This window comes from bacterium (assembly GCA_020440705.1).
In the GTDB taxonomy this organism is placed as follows: domain Bacteria; phylum Krumholzibacteriota; class Krumholzibacteriia; order LZORAL124-64-63; family LZORAL124-64-63; genus JAGRNP01.
In genome coordinates, this window is record JAGRNP010000044.1 from 1 (window position 1) to 20,104 (window position 20,104).

Consider the following 20,104-nt stretch of genomic DNA (forward strand, 5'->3'; position numbering starts at 1 on the left):
CCCTCCACCCCCTCGACGGAGCAAAACCTTGGCCCAGAAGTACTACGTCATCTGGCAGGGCCACCAGACGGGTATCTTCACCGACTGGACCACCTGCAAGCGCCACATCGACGGCTACCCCGGCGCGCGCTACAAGTCGTACAAGACCCGCCTCGAGGCGGAGCAGGCCTTCGCGGCCGGGGCCGGCCCCTCCCTCGGCAAGGCCCGCGCCGAGGCCGCCGCGAAGAAGAAGCGCCCGGCCGGCGCCAACGCCCTGAAGACCTGGACCACCGCCGACATCGACGCCCTCGACGTCGACGTGAAGATCTTCACCGACGGCGGCTGCGAACCCAACCCCGGCCAGGCGGGCAGCGGCCTCGCCGTCTACCGCGGCGGCCTGCTCACCGAACTGTATTCCGGCCTCTACGAACCCCGCGGCACCAACAACACCGCCGAGCTGAACGCCCTGCACCACGCCCTGCAGCTGGCCGCCGACGAGGTCGCCGCCGGCCGCACCGTCGCCGTGTTCGCCGACTCGAGCTACGCCATCCAGTGCGTCACGAAGTGGGCCTTCGGGTGGGAGAAGAAGGGCTGGCGGAAGCAGGGCGGCGAGATCGCGAACCTGAACCTCATCCAGCCCATGTTCGCGTTGTACAAACGCCTCGGGAAGAAGGTGCAGGTGCTGCACGTGAACGGCCACGTGGGCGTCGAGGGCAACGAGCTGGCCGACCGCATGTCCATCCACGCCATCGACAAGCGCGTGCGCGGCCTCGAACCGTTCCCCGTGCCCGACGAGCCCGCCGACGTCCTGAAGATGCGCAAGGGCTGAGGCGCGGCCTACTCCGGGCGCAGGATCTCCGGCCAGCCCAGGACCAGGTTCACGTGGCGCGGCACCGCCGTCTCCTTGGCGTCGATCACGACGAAGCGCTCGCCGTCGGCGGACACCGACCAGTTGCACGCGTCCATGTCGGGCGGCCCGATGACGAACAGCTCCTGCGGCCTGCCGATGCGCGGCCGCCCGTCCACGATGTCCACCGCCACCGCCGTCAGCGTGCCGTTGATCTGCTGGTAGACGACCTCGCGCCCGCCCTTCGTCCAGGCGACCCGCGTGCCCGACTTCACCGAGAGCTGCACCAGCGGCGCCATGGCGGGCCAGGGCGCCAGGTAGCTCTGCGCCGTGCCCGACTCGTCCGAGGAGAAGACGAACCACTTCTCGTCCGGCGAGAGCGCGGCGCCCAGCTCCGTCCCCGGGGTCTGGCGCACCACCCGCGGGTGGTCGGGGTCGTCCAGATCGACGGCCCACAGGTCGAACTGGGTCTTCTCGCCGGCGATCGCGAGGATCAGGGTGCGCTCGTCCGCCGAGACGTCGAGCAGGCGCACGTCCTGGCCCGACTCGTAGACGGGCACCGGCGCGTCGGGGCTGCCGACCTCCTTGCGGTACACGGAGTAGTGGCCCGAGCGGTCCGAGATGAAGTAGAGCCGCCGGCCGTCGCGGCTCCAGGCCGTGTCCAGGTCGTCGGCCGGATGCGTGGTGAAGCGCGAGCGCAGGCCCCGCTCGAGGTCGATCAGCCAGATGTCCCAGGTGCCGATCTGGTCGATGGTCGTGTTGGCCGCGAGGTAGCGCCCATCCGGCGAGAGCGCCACGATGGCGTAGTTGTCGTCCTCGGCCGCCGGCTCGGCGACGACCCCGTCGCGGCCGATCCAGTTCAGGCTCGAGAGCTGTTCGGCCGAGCCCCGCAGGTAGCACAGGGAGCCCTCGGACGAGATGGAGTAGGCGGCGCGGGCCGCCCCGTTGATGATCATCACGTCGTCGACCACGATCTGCGGCGAGCCCGACAGGCGCCCGGTGCGCGGGTCCATGGGCTGGGCCACCAGGTTGCCGTTGCGTTCGTAGACGAGGCGGCCCGAGGCCCAGGTGCCCATGACGCGGGCGTGGGTCACGACCTGCGTGGAGTCGCCGTCGAGGCTCGCGAAACGGATCTCCGAGTCACGGTTGCCGCCGGCGCGGGCGAAGTAGATGAAGTGGCGTCCGTCGGGCATGAACTGCGGATGCCGGTGCGAGTTGAACTCCCGGTCGGCCGCCAGGTCGGTGACCGCGCGCGCCTCGCCGCCGGCGGCCGGTACCAGCCGGATCGAGGTGTTGTAGTCGGTCGTCAGCAGGATCTCGCCCTGCCGGTTCCAGCTGCCGCCCTTGCCGTTGCCCGCGTCGCAGATCTTCTGGGGCGGCCCGCCGTCGACCGGGATCTTCATGAGCCCGGTGTTGCGGTCGTAGTAGGCGATCCAGCGGCTGTCCGGCGACCAGAAGGGGTACTGGGCGTCGCGCGTGTCCGAGAGCCGGATCGCGCGCGGCTGGTCGAGCGAGCGGAGGTACAGATCGACGGTGTTGTTCTCGGCGTCCAGGGCGCTGAAGGCGACCATGGTGCCGTCCGGCGAGATCTCGGGCAGGCCGGGGAACGATCCGGTCACGTGGAAATTGGCGCCGTCGGGGGCCGGCAGGGCCAGATGCAGCGGCCCCGTGGCGTCGTCGCCGCCGCCCCGACCGCCCAGGGCGAACCAGGCCGCCACCGCCGCGAACACCGCGACGAGCACCCAGGGCACGATCCGCGCCGGGCCGCCCCGGCCCCCGGGCGTCGCGGCCACGGTCGCCATGGCCTGGGTGAACATGCCCGACTCGGCCGCCGGGTCCTCGAGCCGCACCCGCGCCTCGCCGATGTCGCGCAGGCGCTGGCGGGGATCCTTCTCCAGGCAGCGGCGCAGCACGCGCTCCACCTGGAAGGGCAGCTTCGGCGGCAGTGCGCTCCACTCCGGATCGGACTTCAGGATGCCCGCCAGGGTGTCGCTCGCCGTCTCGCCCACGAAGGTCTGCTTGCCGGTGAGCATCTCGAAGAGGATCACGCCGAAGGCCCAGATGTCGGCGCGACGATCGACTTCGCGCCCCCGCGCCTGCTCCGGGCTCATGTAGGCCGCCGTGCCGAGCACGGTGCCCACCTGCGTCATGGCGGCGGTCATGGTGGGCGCGCTGGAGATGACCTCCTCGCCCGACGACTGGCCGGCGAAGGCGCGCGCCAGGCCGAAGTCGAGCACCTTCACCTTGCCGTCTGGCGTGCGCTTGACGTTGGCCGGCTTCAGGTCGCGGTGGACGATGCCCTTCTCGTGGGCCTCCTCGAGCCCCTCGGCGATCTGCCGCGCCACGTCGACGGCCTCGTCGACCGGCAGCGGCCCCTTGCGCAGCACCTCGGCGAGGTCCTCGCCGTCGACGAACTCCATGACCAGGAAGATGGTGCCGGCGACGTTCTCGAAGCCGAAGATGCTGGCGATGTTCGGGTGGTGCAGCGAGGCGAGCACCTTCGCCTCGCGCTCGAAGCGCGCCAGGCGCTCGCCGTCGGCGGCGAACTCCGGCGGCAGCAGCTTCAGGGCGACCTCACGCCCGAGCTTGGTGTCCCGGGCCCGGTACACCTCGCCCATGCCGCCCCGGCCGATCTTCTCGCCCACCTCGTAGTGGGCCAGTCGCGTTCCCCGTTCCATGACTGCTTCTCCGCGGTTCAACCCCCCGTCGGCTCCCGCCGACCGCACCAGCATAGCGGAAATCGGAGAAAACGGCTCCGGTGATCTACCGGGCCACCCGGATCCCGTTCAGCTTGGCCACGAGTTCCTCGCGGGTGAACGGCTTCGCCAGGAAGTGCACGCGCTCCGGGGTCGTCGGGGACGGCAGCACCTCGTCGCCGTAGCCCGACATGAAGACGAAGGTCAGGTCGGGGTGGTCCGGCCGCACCTGCTCGTACACCTCGAGGCCGGACATGCGCGGCATGATCACGTCCGACAGCACGAGGTCGAACCCGCCGCTCTTCGCCCCGATCATGCCGACCGCCTCCCGCCCCGAGGCCGCTTCGCTCACCTGGTAGCCCAGCGCCGTGAGCGTGCGGTTCAGGTAGAGCCGCACGGCCTCGTCGTCCTCGATCACCAGCACCTCCGTGCCCCCGGCGGACGCCCGGGGCGCGGCGACCGGGGGCGTGGCTTCGCGCATGGGGTGCTCCCCGGCGCAGGGCAGCCACAGGCTCACCGTCGTGCCGACGCCCTCCGCGCTGTCCAGTTCGAGCCGACCGCCGTGCTGCCGCACGATGCCGGTCACCTTGGCGAGCCCCAGCCCGGCCGCATAGGCCCGGCCCTTCGTGGTGAAGAACGGCTCACAGGCCCGCTCGAGGTCGCCGCGCGCCATGCCGATGCCCGTGTCCTCGACCTCGAGCCGCACCCAGGGCTCGCCCGGATGCTCGGCCCACGCCGGCGCCGGATCGGCGGTGAGCCGCAGCCGCACCGTGCCCCCCGACCGCATGGCGGCCGCGGCGTTGTCCAGCAGGCACTCCAGCGCCGCGACGAGCTGCTCCTCGTCGGCCCGCACCACCAGGGGCCGGTCCGGAACCGTCACCTCCAGGTGCTGGTCCCCCCCGAGCTGCCGCGACAGGCCGCCCGCCGCACCGTCGATCACCGCGCCGAGATCGACGTCGCGGAACGACAGCATCTGACAGGCGCCGCAGGCCATCAGGTGGCGCACCAGGTCGCGCGCCCTCTCGGCGGCCCGCCTGATGGCGGCGAAGCTCTCCCGCTCCCCGTCCCGCAGGATGAGCTCGGCCTCGAGCAGGTCGAGATGGCCGAGGATCGGCATGAGCAGGTTGTTCAGGTCGTGGGCCACGCCGCCGGCGAGCATCGTCACCGACTCGAGCTTGCGGGTCTCGCGCTGCGCCGCCTCCAGTTCGTCCCGCTGCCGCGCCGCCTTGCGCACGGCGGTGAAGTCGAGCATGAAGCCCACCACCTCGTCGCCCTCGCCGGCCGCGGAGACGACCTCGAGCAGCCAGCGCTCGCTGCCGTCGGCCGCCAGCATGCGGTACTCCAGGTCGAAGTCCTCGCGGGCCTCGAGCCGGCGCAGGCGCTCCGTCTCGACCAGCGGCCGGTCGGATGGGTGCACGGCGGCCAGCCAGTCGGCGCAGGTCTTCCAATGGCTCGCCGGGCGCCCCAGCAGGGCCCCGATCTGGGGCCCCAGGTAGGTGTAGCGCCGCTCCTTCAGGTCGATGCGGAACGGGATCGCCCCGGAGCCCTCGATGAGGGTGCGGTAGCGCCGCTCGCTCGCGGCGGTCATGGCCTGGGCCCGCTCGCGCTCGGCCACCTCGTCCTGCAGCGACCGGTTGGCCGCCTCGAGGGCGCCGGTGCGGGCGGCCACCAGCCGTGTCAGCCGCCGATTGAAGAAGAGCATCGCCGCGATCACGACCACGACCACCGCCAGGCCGGCCAGCAGCAGGAGCCGGGTCCGCCGACCGAGCCCCGCCGGCTCGCCCTCGTCGGCGATGAAGCCGACCAGGCCCGGCTCGGCCGGGACCATGCCCAGTTCGTGGTAGGTGGCGAAGGTGCGCTGCACCCGGTCGTGGCTGATGTGGCCGATGTCGACCAGGTCGGGCAGGATCACCGTGCGCAGGGCCGATGCCTCGAACAGCAACTGCTCACGGGTCTTGTTGGTGGCGTAGTGATCGAGGATGTAGTCGACCATCTCGCCCGGATGCTCCATGGCGTAGCGCCAGCCCGCCCGCACGGCGCGGCGCATGGCCACCGCGACGTCGTGGTGCTCGTCCCAGACGTGCTGCGAGGTGAAGAGGGCGTCGCCGAAGAAGTCGACGCCGTACTCGAACGGCCGCAGCAGCCGCGACTCGACCCCGCGTTCGGACAGCAGGTACGGCTGGTTGGCGATGCTCCCGTTCATGCCGACGATCTCGCCGCGCACGAGGCGGTCGAGGGCCGTGCGGTCCTTCGCCAGGATGCGCACCTGGTCGGGATCGATCCCCGCCCGGGTGAACATGGCGATGAACTCGGCCTCCTCGGCCCGGTTGAGCATGATCTCGCGCCCGACCAGGTCGCGCGGCGTGAACACCGGACCGTCGGCCCGCACGATGATGGCGCGATTCGAATGCTGGAAGATGGTCGCCAGCAGCACGACCGGCTCGCCGCGGGCCCGCTCGGTGACCAGTTCGGAGGCCAGGACGCCGAACTGCGCCCGGTCGCTGACGACCTCCTCGGCCACCTTCACCTCGGGCCCGCCGGCCCGGAGCTCCACGTCCAGACCGGCCGTCGCGAAGTACCCTTCCTTCTCCGCCGCGTAGTAGCCGGCGAACTGGAACTGGTGGCGCCACTTCAGCTGCAGGACGATGTGATCGGTGGGAGGTTCGTGCGCCGGGGCCCGGGCCGGCCCGAGCAGCGCGAGCGACGCCGCCAGGAAGAGCCACGAAACTGGAGTTGTCAGCCGCATGTCGGGGGCCTCTGCCGGTGCCGGCGTTCCGGGCGAGAACGGGGCTGCCTCAAGCCTAGCCGATCAAGCCCCGCCCCCGCAAGCCGATAAAGGAATCTGGACCTTTGAACAAAGGCCATCCATAATCGCCGGCAAGGAGTCCTCCATGCGCCGTTGCCGCCGCGCCTTCCCGCCGCTGGTCCTCGTCGTCGTGGCCGTCGCGGCCGCCCCGTCCCCGGCCGCTCCCGTCTTCTACGGCCGCCTCGACATGTCCCTCACCTGGTCCGACTCCGGCCGCGCTCCCCACGAACCGGTCGCCGGCACCAGCCTCGAGAACAACTTCACCCGGGTCGGCCTGCGGGGCGAGCGGCCCCTCGGCGACGCCTGGAGCCTCTTCTACCGCATCGAGGCCGGTGTCCAGGCCGAGGACCAGGCCGCCGCGAAGACCCCGTTCACCTCGCGCCCCACCTACGTCGGCATCGCCGGGCCGTGGGGGCGGCTGGCCGCCGGCCGCATCGACCCGGTGTTCAAGATGACGAAGGGCTTCGTCGACGCCTTCGACAACTACGCGACCAAGCACGATCGCCTGCTTCCCGGCGACAAGCGCCACGGCGACTCCCTCGAGTACAAGACGCCCCGCTGGGGTCGGCTGCAGGCAGGCGCCAGCTACCTGCTGGCGGACGAGTACTATCCGGTCGGCGATCCCCGGCGCGAGAATCCCAACCTGCAGCTCGCCGCGACCTGGGGCGACAAGCGCTTCCGGAGCGGCCCGGTGTACGCCGCCGTCGCGTGGAACGACGGCATCGAGGATTTCCGCGGCACGCGGCTCGTGGCCATGGCCGCCGTCGGCCGCTGGACCGTGGGCGGCCTGGCCCAGTGGACCGAACTGCTCGAACCGGGCGCCCCCGACCTCGCCGCCCGCGACGGCTTCGGCGCCTTCGCCAGCCTGGCCTGCCGGCTCGGCGCCTGGCGGCTGAAGGCCCAGGCGGGGCGCGACGACTCGGGCACCGGCCTGATCGCCCGACGCGCCTACGCCGACCCCGCCGCCGTGATCGCGGCGGTGCCGACGGTGACGGGTTTCGCCCTGGGCTGGGAACGGAGCTTCGGGCCGGACTTCCGCCTGCACGGCGAATGGGGCCGCTTCACGGTGGACGGCGTCGACGGCTACGACGACACCGTCGTCAGCCTCGGCCTGCGCTACGACTTCGAGATGACCGCGCCGGAATGAGGCTCCCGACGGGCCGCTAGCGATCGCCGACGTCGCGACGGAACGTCGCCCCGATGCGCGCGGCCACGTCGCCGGGCACGCCCGCCGCGGCGGCGAATGTGGTCCAGCGCCGCACCGCCGACGCCACGTCCGCGATCACGTCGTCGGCCTTCCTGATGTTCATCTCCGTCGCCACCGCCAGCAGGTCGGCCCGCGTGATCCCCTCCCGCCGGCCGTTGACCGACATCTGGTGGCGCGCGGTCCAGGCTCCGTCCGGGTTGTAGGCGTACGTCACGTCGAAGGCCGGCGCGAGGCTCCAGGTGCCGTCGCGGTCCATCAGGTAGGCGATGTTCTTGGTGTGGTCGTCCTGGTTGCGCGCGATCACGTTGAAGACCATGCGCCGGTACTGCTCTTCGGCCGCCGGATAGGGCAGGCGCAGCCGGCGCATCACCTGGAAGGCCTGCTCGTAGGCGTGCCGGTCGGGCTGGTTGAAGTCGAGATGGGCCATGGCGCACAGCGATTGCAGGTGCCGCTTCTCCCCCGCGTCGGTGCGGTCGAAACGGCGCGTCATGAAGTGGGCGCGGCCGCCCTCCTCGAGCAGCCGGCACGGCATCATGGTGATCCCGGCGGCGGCCGCCATGGCCGCATAGGCGTATTCGATACGCCCGTAGCCGGCCGGCGCGCCCAGTTCGTGGTCGTGCACCCCGTCGAACTTCAGCAGCCAGTGGCGGAAGCCGGGCGGCGCCGCCACCTGTCCCGACCGGACCTCGCCCGTGCTGTCGTTCACGGCCACGACGGCCTTGGGCCGCCCTCCCCCCGCGCTGGTGCCGACGCGGATGATGTCGAGGAGCGACTCGGTGGCGCGGTCGGCGAGATCGCCCGTCATGCCGGCGCGCCGGCCCGCCACCGCCTGGGCCAGATGCACGAGCTCGGCCACCTCGACCGGCGTCGACGTGTCGAAGTCGGCCTGCAGGGCGGGCGCGAACTCGAGCGCCCCCATGCCGCGCGCACCGGTGTAGCAGAGCCGCTCGACGGGACTGAAACTCGCGGGCGCCCGCCCCTGCCGGGCCAGCCACGCGTCGATGATGCTGTTGCCGAAGGCGTCGGGCAGGGCGTCGGCGAGCAGGCCGGGCAGACCATGGAAGGTGTCGCGGGGCAGGTTGCGGAAGGTGAAGCGCGCGTCGCCGCGCCGCGCCACCGCCAGGGGCATCTGCAGCGGCGCCACGTCGAGGCCGCGGGCCAGGAACTCGCGGTCGAACTCGAAGGTCGCGGCCGCCGCGGCCGGATCCCAGGCCACCGCTCCGATCACCTCGCCCCACAGGCGCACGAGGGCCGTCTCGACCCGCCCCGCCGGGGCCGGCCTCACCACGACGAACCGCCCTCGTCGTCGTCCGCGGCGTCGGACCCGCGGCGCCCGCTGGCCCGCTGACGCTGCGTGCCCCCCCGCCGGGCGAGCTCGAGCGGACTCGGACCCGGATCCGGCACCAGGGCGCCCCAATCGTCGAGGGCTTCGAGCGCCCGCAGCACCTGCACCAGGGTGAGGGTGCTCGTCGACGCGCCCCGTTCGTACTCGCTGACGGTGGAGCGGTTCAGCCCGGCGCGGTCGGCGAGTTCCTGCTGGGAGAGATTGCGGCGCAGCCGGGCCTGGCGCAACCGCTCCCCGAGATCCCGCAACAACTCGCGGTCACTGACGGCGTAGATGTCCATAACGCCTCCTTTTCCCGACATCAACATAGCAAACACACTTTATATCGGCAATTTCCATCATAAACAAAATCGTGTTTTTTGATGGGTATATCCAACTTAGCGATCAAATTTTCTAATTATGATGGATATATCCAACACAAGGACAGATTGACGGCTGCGCTTGCGCGCTGGGGAAACGGCCCCATCTTGTGCCCAGACCTTCCACCCCAACCCGGGACGGACCATGGACGCAGTCATCACCCACTACCTGCACTACCTCGGCTTCGGTCTCCTCTTCGCGACCCTCGCCGCCGAGTTGGCCCTGTTCCGCCCCGCCGTCAGCGGCGAGGTCGCCCGACGCCTGGCCCGCATCGACGCCCTCTACGGGCTCGCCGCCGTCGTCGTGCTCGCAACCGGCCTGCTGAAGGTCTTCGTCTACGGCAAGTCCGCGGCCTACTACGGGCAGAACTTCGTCTTCCACATCAAGGTGACGCTCTTCGCCATCGTCTTCGGGCTGTCCCTGGTGCCCACCGTGCGCTTCTTCCGCGCCCGCGGCGCCGCGAACGGAACGACGGTGACCTACCCGGCCGCCACCGGACGGCTGCTCGTCATCGAGATGGCGGTGCTGGTGCTGATCCCGCTGCTGGGCGTGCTCATGGCCCACGGGTACGGCTACCGGGCCTGACCCGCGCACGGCGCGCGGCGCCGCCCCGCTCAGTGGATGTAGCCGAGCGAACGCAGCTTCCGCCGGGCGGCGGGGCTCAGGTGGTCGTCGCCCAGCGGCGGCCGCAGGGTGACCGGCTGCTCCGGATCGATGCGCCGCAGGAGCTCGTCGCGCAGGGCGGCCACACGCGCGGGGTGATCGGCCGCCACATCCCGCGTCTCGCCCGGATCGGCCGTCAGGTCGAAGAGCATCTCCCGCCGCGTCCCGTCCCGCCACCGCACGACCAGCTTCCATTCGTCCACGACCAGCGTCTGCCAGCAGTCGTCGGCCCGGCTGCCGTGCCCCGCCAGCAGCAGCGACGGCGGCGCGGCGTCCGGCGCGGTGAGCACCTCCATGAGGTCGCGGCCGTCGACGTCGTTGGGCTTGGGCTGCCCGCGGGCCCCGCAGACGGTGGGCAGCACGTCCAGCAGGGACACGCGCCGCCCGACCACCGTCCCGGCGAACTGGCCGCCGGGCAGCTTGATCACCAGGGGCACCTGCAGCACCTCCTGCCAGGGCTGGGCATGGGTGAACCAGAGATCGTGCTCGCCCAGGTGCTCGCCGTGGTCGCCCACGGCGATGATCAGCGCCTGGTCGTACAGGCCCGCGGCCTTCAGCGCCTGCACCACCCGCCCCACCTCGTGGTCGACCGCGCTCACGCCCGCCGCGTACTGCCGCACCGGGTAGTCCCAGTCGGTCACGCCGTCGAGCCAGTCGTACATGCGCTCCCGGTTGACGGCATCGACCGCGTGGTTCCGGTCCGAGCGCAGGAAGTCGATCAGCGGCTCGCCCGGCCCGCGCGGATCGCCGTCGTAGTACATGCCGTCGAAGGGGGCCGGCGGCGTGTAGGGCGCGTGGGCGTCGAAGTAGTGCAGGAAGAGGAACGCCGGACCGTCCCCCTCCTCGGCGAGCCACGCGAGGCCGCGGTCGGTGATCAGGCCGCCGTTCTTGCGCCCGCCGGTGCGCAGGTAGAGATGCCGGTCGAATCCCTGCCCCATGCCGAACTCCGGGGTCAGCCAGTCGATGCTGACGAACGCGCCCGTGCGGTAGCCCTCGCCCTGCAGGCGCTCGGCGAGGGTGGTCAGGGCGTCGTCCAGCTTCAGATGGCGGCCGCCCACGTAGCCGTGGCGGAAGGTCGTCAGACCGGTCATCACCGAGGCGAAGGCGGGCGCCGTCCACGGCGCCGTCGACTGGCAGCGGGTGAAGAGCACGCCGTCGGCGGCGAGGTCGTCGAGATAGGGCGTGCGGATGTCGCGCTTGCCCGCCGCGTGCAGGTGGTCGCCGCGGACGGTGTCCAGGCCGAGAATGATCACCGGCGCCCGCGGCGCCGGCACGTACGGGCCGGACGGGGCCGGACGCTCGCGGCCGCACCCGGCCACCACGCAGGCCGCCGCCAGCAGAAACGACCCGAGGCTGCGGACGAAGGCGATGCGGAGGAACGTGGGCGTCATGGTTCGGCTCAGCGGGGTTCGCCGAGCTCCACATCGAGGTTGCGGATGAAGATGCTCAGCAGGTCGGTGTGCACGTAGCACACCGAGAAGGTGATCATGGGCTGGGCTTCGGGATGGAAGATGCCGTAGGTCCATTTCAGGAGCGACCGGTCCTCGCCGAAGGCCGACATGTCGATGCCCGCAGTATCGACCGACTCGGCCAGGCTGGTCAACAGCAGGGACGGCGTGGTCGACACCGTGGCGTGCGACCGCCCCGAACGCATGTCCGACAGGCCGCACTGCTCGAGCAGGGGATACAGGCTGATCTGCGTGACGCGGTGGTCGCGCAGGCTCGCCACCCCCTCGCGGAAGCACGCCTCGGCCGGCTGGGGCAGGCGCAGGTAGGTGATCTCGAGCAGGGCCCCTGCCTCGCCGCTCGCCGTGTCCACCGACCGCAACCGCAGGTAGTAGGGGAAGTGGCCGCGGTCCCAGTAGGCCGCCGCCGCCTCGTGCACGAGCGGATCGTGGCTCGCCCGCAACTCGTCGCGCAGGAAGCCGGCCAGGGGCTCCGCGCGCGACCGCCCCTCGCGCAGCTCGCAGGCGCCCACGCGGCTGATGCGCGAGTAGGCCCGCAGCTTCGACGTGAGCGAGATCTGCTCGTCGGCCACGACGCCGGTGTTGGCGAAGATGGGGGTCTGGGAAACGATCTGGTAGGGCGACTTGGGTTTGCTCTGGATGAGCATGCCCTTGGTGACCAGCGACTCGACCGACTTGCCGGCCGTGTTGCGCGACTTGCGCACACCCTTGGCCAGGGCCGAGACGCTGATGATGTCGCCTTCGCCGAAGCCCGGCACGCCCTGGGCGATGGCCCACTCGAGAAAGCCGACGATCTCGTCGCTGGCGCTGCGGGCCCGGGGCCCGGCGGGACGGCTCAAGCGGAAGAGCCGGAAGGACTCCTCGTACTTCCGCGGGCTGTCATCGCTCTTCGGGCGTCCCATCGCCACGTGCACTGCCCCCCAAATCCCTTGATCCGTTGGTCTTGGAACGGACCCCCTCGGCCGCGCCGGAAAAAATCATTCTATATGCTTGACGCGCTTTTGTCGAGTTCATATAATGCTTTCAACATTAAGTCATAAATGATGCGCTTGTGACTTGATGGCGTCAGGGCATCGTTGCTTCTCGCAGGGGTCGGCGGTGCCCGCCCAAAAAAGCCTGGCTCGACAGGCCCTCGCCCAGCCTGGCATCGCCGACCGCGGTCTCGTCTCTCCCCTTGTTCCCGTCAGGGAGCATCCCCCGGAGATCGCTGGTCGGGGAGCTACGATGCCAGGCCCGAACACCCCCGGTTGATGGTGCCGGGGGTGTTCCTCTGTCCGGGCCGAGCGGTCGCCTGGCAGGCTGTTGAAGAACTCATTCTGGTGCCCGGTGCGCCTTGCCGGGCCGAGATCGAGGCGCGATCCCGCCGCCGTGGCCGTAGCTGCGGCAAGGGATCGCGACGCGGAGATCGGTTCGGCAACGTGTGCCGCGGGCCGGGAGGAGTTTTTCGACAGCCTGCTAGAGACTGAGCAGGATGATCCCCCCCACCGTCATCAGCATGCCCAACACGCCCTTGGTCGTGAGCGTCTCCCCGCCCACCGTCAGCGCCAGCACCGCGCCGAAGAGCGGCGACGTGAAGGCGATCGGCATCACGCGCGACAGGGAGCCGCTCTTGAGCGCCGTGTAGAAGCACAGCATGCCCAGCGAACCGGCCACGAGGCCGCCGCCGATCACCATGTACAGCAGGGGCCGCGTGCCGGCCTGGCCCAGGGTCTTCCAGTGGGGCGCGCTGACGGCGCCGAGCACCACCACCGCCACGGCCGTGCGCAGGGCGATGCCCAGCTGCGGCGGCAGGTGTCCCAGGTGCAGGCCGCGCTTCTCGAAGTAGCCGCCGATGCCCCAGCAGGCGGCGGTCAGCAGGGCGAACACGATCGCTTTCACGGATGCGCTCCTCAGAGGTTCTCGACGGCGCGCAGGTACCGCGCCTCGAGCTCCTGGTCGTTGGTGACGAAGATGACCTGTTCGATGGCGGGACAATCGGGCAGCGTCGCGGCCACGGTGCCCACGGCGACGGGCACCGCCAGTTCGTGGGGGTAGCCGAAGATGCCGCAGCTGAGGCAGGGGAAGGCGACGGTGCGGAAGCCCTCGGCCTCGGCCAGGCGCAGGGCCGCGCGGTAGCACGACGCCAGCAGTTCGGCCTCGCCCCGGTCGCCCCCCTCCCACACCGGTCCGACGGCGTGGATGATGAAGTCGGCGGGCAGGCCGAAGCCCGAGGTCAGGCGCACCTCGCCGGTCGGGCAGCCGCCCAGGGCCCGGCAGGCCCGCGAGAGCTCCGGGCCCGCCGCGCGGTGGATCGCGCCGTCCACGCCCCCGCCGCCCGAAAGGTCGCGGTTGGCGGCGTTCACGATGGCGTCGACGGCGAGGTTGGTGATGTCGTCCCAGACGACGGCGAGGCGGTCGCGGATCGATTCGCTCAAAGGGGGTGCGCTCCCGGTCGCGGACCGGTGGTCGCGGGGCGGAGTGCCCCGGGCCGGCCGGTCCGATCCGCGACGAGTATCCCATCACGCCGGGCCGAGGCAACCCCAAACAGGGACGGACCTGCTAGCGCTGCCGGGCGGCCCGCCGGCGGCGCGGCCACTCCCAGAGGAGCCCGAAGAGACCGGCCGCGAGGAGCAGGTGCAGCACGAACGGGGCCGTGCGCAGACGGTAGAGGGCGTAGGCGGTCCAGCCGGCGCGGCGGAACGCGACGCTCATGTCGACGGGCCCGGCCAGGTCGGTCGGGATCGGACGCACGACGCCGCGCAGCATGGCGCCCGGCGGCAGCGGGGTCTCGGCCGGCACGCGCAACTCGGCCGCGTCGGCCCGCGCCTTCAGGGTGTAGTCCCCCTCCACCTGGCTGATCTCGACCTCGTAGGCCGTGGCGCCCGGCACGGGATTCCAGCGCAGCACGGGTGTCGCGCTGTGCACGACCTCGCCTTCGACGGGCCGCACGAAGCCGGCGTCCGGAGCGGCCCGGCGGGCACCGGTGTCCGGGGACGCGGGCGGCCACAGGAACACGCCGGCCAGCGAGGCGGCCAGGGCCAGGGCGCTCCAGGCGGGAACGCCGACGAACGCGCGGCGGTGCGGCAACCGGCGTGGCCGGGTGCCGGCCGCCGGCGCCGCCGTCAGGTGCGCGATCACGGCCGCCTCGGCCGCGCGCTGCAGCCGGCAGGCGTCGCAGATGAACAGGTGATCTTCCAGACCCTGCCTTTCGGCCGGGTTCGTCTCCGGATCGTCCAGGCGCGCGAGGCGTTCTCCCCAGCGGGGGTCGACGCACTCGAACCCCCCTGCGCCCGCTGCGGCGTTGTCTGTCACGACTTCCTCCTCCAGTCCCCGTTTCCGTCGTGGTCCGTTCGCGATTCCCCACCGGAAGAACAATCGAAGAGCAGGTCGCTCAAGAGCCGACCGGCCCGGGCCAGGCACACCGCGCGGCGGTGGTAGAGACCGGCGACCGTCTTCAATCCGGCCTCCCCGCGCATTTCCTCGGCCGTACGCCCTTCGCGGAACAGGGCCTCGAGCAGGCGCCGGCAACCGTCGTCCAGGGCGGCGAGGGCCCGCCGCACGAGAGCGTCGCGCTCCCGCTCCTCGAGCAGGGCGAGGGGGCCGTGGGCGTCGTCGGCCACTTCGTCGGCGAACTCCGTCACGTCGGACGCCGCCCGGCGGCCCGCCCACAGCAGGTGATTGCGGCAGCGGTTGCGCGCCACCGTGACCGTGAACGAGACGAGATTGCCGTCGAAGCCCCCGCGACGCCGGATGTATTCGAGAACGGCCAGCGCGGTGTCCTGGGCGATGTCGGGGGCGTCGGCCGCGTCGCGGCCCAGGAAGACGCGCGTCGTGACCGCCGCATGATGGCCGACGATGGCGAACAGGCGTTCGCCGGCGGCGGCGTCGCCGGACACGTATCCGACGACGAGTCCGGTGAGCTCGGAAGCCGATGACGGAAGGGGTTCGGAGCCGTCAGCGCTCATGGCAGGGGATCCCGGGGAAGCGGCGGGGCGGTGGCCATTTGCCTTGCTTCGCACTACGATAGGATGCTCTATTGGCCCTGTCCACCTGCAACCCCTTTGGATGACTGGTTTTAAGGAATTCCGTACCATGAGCGGACACCGGACGGCCCCCCCCGTCACCAGATCCCTCGCCCTCTCGGTCCTGTTCGGCTCGCTGCTGGTCCTGACCTTCGGCGGTTGCGGCGAGCAGGCCGCCCCGGCCTGGTGGTCCGATTTCCACGACCTCTCCCACGTGCCCCTCTCTTCCGATCTGCGCCCCGGGCTCGAGGCGGCGGTGGCCCGGCTCGGCACCCCCGCGCCCGACACGCCGTCGGTGCGCGACTTCAACCTCTACCGCCGCTGGCACGAGGAGCTCGCCCACCCCGCGGCGCGGACCGCGCTCGGTGACAGCCTCTACGCGCGCTGGGCGGCCGACCCCGGCAACGTCCTCTGGCTCGAGCTGGCCCACATGTACCGGCACCGGCTCGACCGCGGTGACGACTTCGCAGCCATGCTCGCGCGCCCGGCCCTGAGCGACACGACCACGCCGCTGGGGCTCGTCGCCACGGCGATGGTGACCTCGAACACCCGCGTGACCCGCGGCATGTACCGCCGGGCTCTCGAGCGGTCCGACGAGTTGGCGCCCCTGTCGCGCGTGAGGGCCCGCCTCAACTACCTCTACCAGACCCGGACCCGCGACAACTTCGCGGCGTCCATCTTCGCGGCGATCGAACTGGCGGGCCAGGCGCGCGAGATCGGCGGCCCCTCCTGCGAAAGCCTCGTGTGGGACCACGTGGCGGCCGGCCTGATCAAGGCCGACCGGCTCGACGACGCCCTCTGGGCGGCGGCCATGTGCGGCGCCACGGCGGCGGAGGCCGGGCACGCGTACCAGGTTCTCGAGGCCCGCCTCACCATCGCCCAGACCCTGGGCGACCGGGGCGAGAAGGAGGCCGCCGTCGCCCGCCTCGGCCGGTACGGCGCCCAGGCCGAGGCGAAGGAGTACTACTGGCTCGCCATCCGCGGCTACGACCGGGCGGCCCAGTTCGCTTCGGTCGACGGCGACTACGAGACGGCCCTGCACTTCGACCGCATCCGGCTGCCCCTGGTCCGGCGCATCGGCGACGTCCGCAACATCCCGCGCACCCTCGCCTGCATCGCCGACGACCACCGGCTGGCGGGCCGGCTCGACTCGACCCGGGTCTATCTCGACAAGGCCGCGGCCGAGGTGCGCGCCCATCCGGACATCACCGAGAACGCCGCCAAGATGGCCGAGCTGCTCGCCGAGTACGCCTGCGAGGTCGGCCGCTATGCCGAGGCCGAGTCGCTGCTCGCCGCCGCCGCCGAGGCCAACGACCGCTGGGAAGGCCCTTCGGCCCGGGCCCGACTCATGCTGCAGATGGTGCCTTCGGCCCTCGACGCCGGGCGCCCCGACCTGGCCTACGCCTGGCTCGCCGAGATCCGGCGCCTCGAGAATGTGCTCCCCGCCCGTTACCGGCTCAGCAACCAGATCGCCGACCTCGAGATCCTGTCGGCGCGCCTGCTCGCCCAGCAGGGCGAGACCCGCGAGGCCGCCGCGGCCCTCGATCGCGCCCGCGCGGCCCTCGACCGGGTCGACAACGCCGAAACCCGCTGGAATCTCGAGGCCCGCAGCGGACAGCTGGCGATCCAGCGGGGCGATGCGGTCGCCGCCGAACGCCATTTCCTGAGCTGCCTGGACGCCGCCCTGCAGGGCCGCAACGCGCGCACCCTGGCCCGCAGCCGTTTCCAGATGGGCGAGTTCTACCTCGCCGAAGGGCGCTATGCCGATGCGCGCGCCATGTTCTCCCTGCTCAGCTCCGAGATCACGTTCGGTCACGCCTACCGGACGGGCCTGACGAGCCTGCTCATGCTCGGGCTGACGAGCGAGGCCGAAGGCGACCTCGCGGCGGCCGAGCATCACCTGGAGGCGGGCCTGGCCCGCCTCGGCGCCGACGCGCCGCGCGACCTGGTGGTCCGCTTCCGGCTCGCCCTCGCCCGGGTGCACTCGCGACAGGGGCGGTGCGACGCGGCGCGGTCGGAGCTCTCCGGGCTGATCGAGCGGCACGACGTGGAGCTCGACCACTTCGCCGACCTCGAGCTCTTCCGCGAGGGCATTTCCCGCGACGTCGTGCGGGCCGCCGTCGCCAACGAGGTGCGGGCCGCGGGCAACCCCGCCGCCGCCGCGGCCGCGTCCCTGGCCTGGGCGCATCCGGAATTGGCCCTGCAGCACGAGGCCGGCACGTTGCCGTTGCCGGCCCTGGTCTTCCTGGTCGGCGACGACCAGTCCTGGGCCTGGCGCATCACGGACGACGGCGTCGAACTGCGTCGCCTGCCCGCCGCGGCGGCACTGCGCGAGCTGGCGGCGCCCCTGCTGGTCGATCTCGGCGAGCCGGACCGCCCCCTGGACGCGGCGCGGCGCGACACCCTCGCCGCGACCCTGCTGGGCGACCTGGCGATGGTGTGGCCCGCGGGCGGCACCCTGCACCTGCTGCCCGACGGCGTGCTGCGGCTCGTGCCCTGGACGGCCCTGAACCTGCCCGGAACCGATCAGCTGCTGCTCGACCGCGGTCCGCTGCTCGAATGGCCCGCAGCGGGGCCGAATCCGCACGAGCGCCCGGCGGCCCCGTCGAGCCTGGATCTGCTGGCGGTGGGGTGCGACGAACCTGCCGCCGAGGTGCGACGGCTGCGCCAGGCCGAGCGCGAGGCCGCGGAGATCGGGGCCGCATGGAACGGCCCCCGCGCGCTGGTGCTGCAGGGCGCCGCGGCCACCTGGCCGGACGTCGTCGCGGCGGGGCTGGACACCTTCGGCGTGATCCACATCGCCTCCCACGCCGAGATCCATCACGGGACCGGACGGCGTTCCACCCTGCGCCTGGTGACAGGCGAGGGCAGCCGTCCGGTGACCATGACGGAGGTCGCGCGCCTCGGGCTCGAGGCCGAACTCGTCTTCCTCTCGAGCTGTCGCTCGGGGCAGCCGCTGTCGGCGCCCGTCGCCGGCCCAGACGACTTCACCGAAGCCTTCCTCGCGGCGGGGGCCCACGCCGTGATCGCCTCGACGTCCTGGGCGGACGACACGGCGGCCCGGCGTCTGGCCGACAGCTTCTACCGGCATTGGCGGGCGGGGGCGAGTCGCGCGGCCGCGCTGCAGCAGGCCCGCAAGGACGTGCAGCGCGACCACCCCCACCCATCGTACTGGGCCTTCACGCGCCTGGTCGCCCGCAGCGACTAGACGCGTTTCCGGATCGGTCAGGGCTCCGAGCGCGGCCGGATGTCGCGATCGTAGGCCACTTCGCTCCAGCAGCAGTCGCCCTGCGAAGTGCCGGCCAGCGCCCCGTTGTCGACGGGCGTGCCGCCCGAACCCCCCGTGCCGTCGTCGGACGTGCTTCCGTCACCCGCCGTCCAGCGCGAGAAGTGGTCGATGCTGTAGCGGCCCCGCGGCACGTCGGACTTGGCCATGGCGATCTGGTTGTCCTTCTTCTCCACCACGCGGTAGTGGTACGAACCGTCGTGCTCCTCCTGCTCGAGGTACCACAGGCTCATGCCGCTCGCCGGGGCCGTGCCGGCCCACTCCGGCCACACGATCTCGATGTGCACGGGCTGGCTGAACCGGATGCCGTCGGGGTGGAACTCGAACGGCACCGAGGTGGCCGTGACCGGTCCGGTGACCGGGATCTCCATGACGAACTCCACGGGATTGGGACGGTTCAGCGGCAGGGTACCGGGGTCGACCGTCAGGGAGACGTCGTAGCCCGCCGGCCATCCGGCCGGATGCACCGAGAACACGCCACCCGTTTCGCAGTCGATCGTCTGGCGGAAGACCTGCATCAGGACCCCGTCGTCGTTGTGCCACATGGCGTCGAGAGCCTCGTGCAGGACGGGGTCGTCGGTGCCGGTGACATCGGCGTTGCGCCCGATGGCGGGCGCCGGGTCGAGGGCGAAGGATCCGGAGTGGTCCTGCCCGCAGCCCCCGGCGACGGCGAGCAGGAGCAGCAGGGCGAAGGCGATGTGAAGGTGCGGCAAGGTCTTCATGGCGAACAGTCCTCCCGGGACGGGTGGTGAGCGAGGGCGCGCCTACCCCTTCTCTTCGGCGGCCCGCAGGAACACGAGTGCGACCCCGGTGAACAGCCGGCGGAACGTCGGCTGATCGACCGGAAGGGCCCCCCGGCGCGGGTCGTAGACGACGTACCCGTCCGGAGTGGTCTCTTCGCATACGACGAGTTGATCCGGCCCCCAGTGCAGGATGCTGCCAGAAGGGATGGAAGGCCACTCCTCACTGGTCAGGACCCTGGGGAACCCCTGCAGACCGAGCTGTTCGGCGACCTCGAGGAAATTGACGACGTCTCCCGTGAGGGGCGAGGCGCACAGGCGCGACTCGATCTCGGCGGGTTCGACGGGAAGACCGTGGCGCTCCAGCACGCGGGCGAGACATGCCGCGGCGCAGCCGCTTTCGGAATAGCGCCTGGGGCGGTGGCTCACCGACGGGTTCAGCGCCAGTTCCTGGTCACGGATCCGGCGAAACGCCGGTTCCCGGGAACGTCTGCGGTTCCTTGACGTCATCGCGGGCGGCCTCTCTCACCACCCCGGCGCTGCGGCCCCTACCCGGCAACCACATGGGAATGCGAAATCCTCGGCGATAGGAATTGCGGGCGATGCATGACCATCGACCATCTGCAATGGGATGATTTCAGGGTCACCAGGCAGGGACCGACGCCGTGGGCGAGGTGCGGTGGTCGGTTGTCCAGGGGGCCGCCTCGG

At 71.5% G+C, this 20,104-nt stretch carries 16 protein-coding genes; 4 read left to right on the forward strand and 12 right to left on the reverse strand.

What is annotated here, in order from left to right; translation table 11 throughout:
- Positions 1–28: 28 nt before the first annotated feature.
- The gene (locus KDM41_08500) at positions 29–808 is read left to right on the forward strand and encodes a viroplasmin family protein (GenBank protein ID MCB1183461.1); all 780 of its coding nucleotides are present in this window, start codon (positions 29–31) and stop codon (positions 806–808) included.
- A gap of 8 nt (positions 809–816) precedes the next feature.
- Here KDM41_08500 and KDM41_08505 read toward each other — a convergent pair whose 3' ends face one another.
- On the reverse strand, positions 817–3,504 hold the full coding sequence (locus KDM41_08505; protein ID MCB1183462.1) for a protein kinase: 2,688 nt from the start codon (positions 3,502–3,504) through the stop codon (positions 817–819).
- A gap of 85 nt (positions 3,505–3,589) precedes the next feature.
- Positions 3,590–6,268, reverse strand: coding sequence for an ABC transporter substrate-binding protein (locus KDM41_08510; GenBank protein ID MCB1183463.1), 2,679 nt, complete (start codon positions 6,266–6,268; stop codon positions 3,590–3,592).
- 145 nt (positions 6,269–6,413) lie between these two features.
- Between KDM41_08510 and KDM41_08515 the strand changes: the two genes are divergently transcribed.
- On the forward strand, positions 6,414–7,475 hold the full coding sequence (locus KDM41_08515; GenBank protein MCB1183464.1) for a porin: 1,062 nt from the start codon (positions 6,414–6,416) through the stop codon (positions 7,473–7,475).
- 16 nt (positions 7,476–7,491) lie between these two features.
- Here the strand turns inward: KDM41_08515 and KDM41_08520 are convergent, their stop codons facing one another.
- Both KDM41_08520 and KDM41_08525 read right to left on the reverse strand, forming a co-directional pair.
- Positions 7,492–8,820: a type II toxin-antitoxin system HipA family toxin gene (locus KDM41_08520; protein ID MCB1183465.1), complete on the reverse strand. Its 1,329-nt coding sequence runs from the start codon at positions 8,818–8,820 to the stop codon at positions 7,492–7,494.
- Positions 8,817–9,161 (reverse strand): helix-turn-helix transcriptional regulator, encoded by a 345-nt coding sequence (locus tag KDM41_08525; GenBank protein ID MCB1183466.1) that lies wholly within the window; start codon positions 9,159–9,161, stop codon positions 8,817–8,819. Before KDM41_08525 ends, KDM41_08520 begins: the two co-directional genes overlap by 4 nt.
- A gap of 223 nt (positions 9,162–9,384) precedes the next feature.
- Here KDM41_08525 and KDM41_08530 point away from each other — a divergent pair, with 223 nt between their 5' ends.
- Entirely contained in the window at positions 9,385–9,825 is a 441-nt protein-coding gene (locus tag KDM41_08530) for a DUF2214 family protein (GenBank protein ID MCB1183467.1), read from the forward strand.
- Positions 9,826–9,854: 29 nt separating this feature from the next.
- On the opposite strand, the gene KDM41_08535 is transcribed toward KDM41_08530, so the two are convergent.
- From KDM41_08535 to KDM41_08560, 6 genes are all read right to left on the reverse strand, one after another.
- Complete coding sequence (locus KDM41_08535; protein MCB1183468.1) at positions 9,855–11,294, reverse strand: sulfatase; 1,440 nt, start codon at positions 11,292–11,294, stop codon at positions 9,855–9,857.
- A gap of 8 nt (positions 11,295–11,302) precedes the next feature.
- Positions 11,303–12,277 carry a hypothetical protein gene (locus KDM41_08540; GenBank protein ID MCB1183469.1) on the reverse strand — a complete coding sequence of 325 codons (975 nt, stop codon included), beginning with the start codon at positions 12,275–12,277 and terminating at the stop codon, positions 11,303–11,305.
- 547 nt (positions 12,278–12,824) lie between these two features.
- Positions 12,825–13,247 carry an EamA family transporter gene (locus KDM41_08545; GenBank protein MCB1183470.1) on the reverse strand — a complete coding sequence of 141 codons (423 nt, stop codon included), beginning with the start codon at positions 13,245–13,247 and terminating at the stop codon, positions 12,825–12,827.
- An 11-nt stretch (positions 13,248–13,258) separates the two neighbouring features.
- Positions 13,259–13,783 (reverse strand): O-acetyl-ADP-ribose deacetylase, encoded by a 525-nt coding sequence (locus KDM41_08550; GenBank protein ID MCB1183471.1) that lies wholly within the window; start codon positions 13,781–13,783, stop codon positions 13,259–13,261.
- Between the two features lie 124 nt (positions 13,784–13,907).
- On the reverse strand, positions 13,908–14,660 hold the full coding sequence (locus KDM41_08555) for a hypothetical protein (protein MCB1183472.1): 753 nt from the start codon (positions 14,658–14,660) through the stop codon (positions 13,908–13,910).
- Complete coding sequence (locus KDM41_08560; GenBank protein ID MCB1183473.1) at positions 14,657–15,313, reverse strand: sigma-70 family RNA polymerase sigma factor; 657 nt, start codon at positions 15,311–15,313, stop codon at positions 14,657–14,659. Before KDM41_08560 ends, KDM41_08555 begins: the two co-directional genes overlap by 4 nt.
- A 127-nt stretch (positions 15,314–15,440) precedes the next feature.
- Between KDM41_08560 and KDM41_08565 the strand changes: the two genes are divergently transcribed.
- Positions 15,441–18,578 (forward strand): CHAT domain-containing protein, encoded by a 3,138-nt coding sequence (locus tag KDM41_08565; protein MCB1183474.1) that lies wholly within the window; start codon positions 15,441–15,443, stop codon positions 18,576–18,578.
- Positions 18,579–18,595: 17 nt separating this feature from the next.
- On the opposite strand, the gene KDM41_08570 is transcribed toward KDM41_08565, so the two are convergent.
- Complete coding sequence (locus KDM41_08570; GenBank protein ID MCB1183475.1) at positions 18,596–19,378, reverse strand: hypothetical protein; 783 nt, start codon at positions 19,376–19,378, stop codon at positions 18,596–18,598.
- Positions 19,379–19,420: 42 nt separating this feature from the next.
- Positions 19,421–19,906 (reverse strand): hypothetical protein, encoded by a 486-nt coding sequence (locus tag KDM41_08575; GenBank protein MCB1183476.1) that lies wholly within the window; start codon positions 19,904–19,906, stop codon positions 19,421–19,423.
- Positions 19,907–20,104: the final 198 nt, after the last annotated feature.

What these genes read in the sequence shown, in the direction of transcription:
- KDM41_08505 (MCB1183462.1), bottom strand. Translation starts at nt 3,504, where the DNA reads ATGGAACGGGGAACGCGACTGGCCCACTACGAGGTGGGCGAGAAGATC.
- KDM41_08510 (MCB1183463.1), bottom strand. Translation starts at nt 6,268, where the DNA reads ATGCGGCTGACAACTCCAGTTTCGTGGCTCTTCCTGGCGGCGTCGCTC.
- KDM41_08515 (MCB1183464.1), top strand. Translation starts at nt 6,414, where the DNA reads ATGCGCCGTTGCCGCCGCGCCTTCCCGCCGCTGGTCCTCGTCGTCGTG.
- KDM41_08525 (MCB1183466.1), bottom strand. Translation starts at nt 9,161, where the DNA reads ATGGACATCTACGCCGTCAGTGACCGCGAGTTGTTGCGGGATCTCGGG.
- KDM41_08530 (MCB1183467.1), top strand. Translation starts at nt 9,385, where the DNA reads ATGGACGCAGTCATCACCCACTACCTGCACTACCTCGGCTTCGGTCTC.
- KDM41_08535 (MCB1183468.1), bottom strand. Translation starts at nt 11,294, where the DNA reads ATGACGCCCACGTTCCTCCGCATCGCCTTCGTCCGCAGCCTCGGGTCG.
- KDM41_08560 (MCB1183473.1), bottom strand. Translation starts at nt 15,313, where the DNA reads ATGAGCGCTGACGGCTCCGAACCCCTTCCGTCATCGGCTTCCGAGCTC.
- KDM41_08565 (MCB1183474.1), top strand. Translation starts at nt 15,441, where the DNA reads ATGAGCGGACACCGGACGGCCCCCCCCGTCACCAGATCCCTCGCCCTC.
- KDM41_08570 (MCB1183475.1), bottom strand. Translation starts at nt 19,378, where the DNA reads ATGAAGACCTTGCCGCACCTTCACATCGCCTTCGCCCTGCTGCTCCTG.
- KDM41_08575 (MCB1183476.1), bottom strand. Translation starts at nt 19,906, where the DNA reads ATGACGTCAAGGAACCGCAGACGTTCCCGGGAACCGGCGTTTCGCCGG.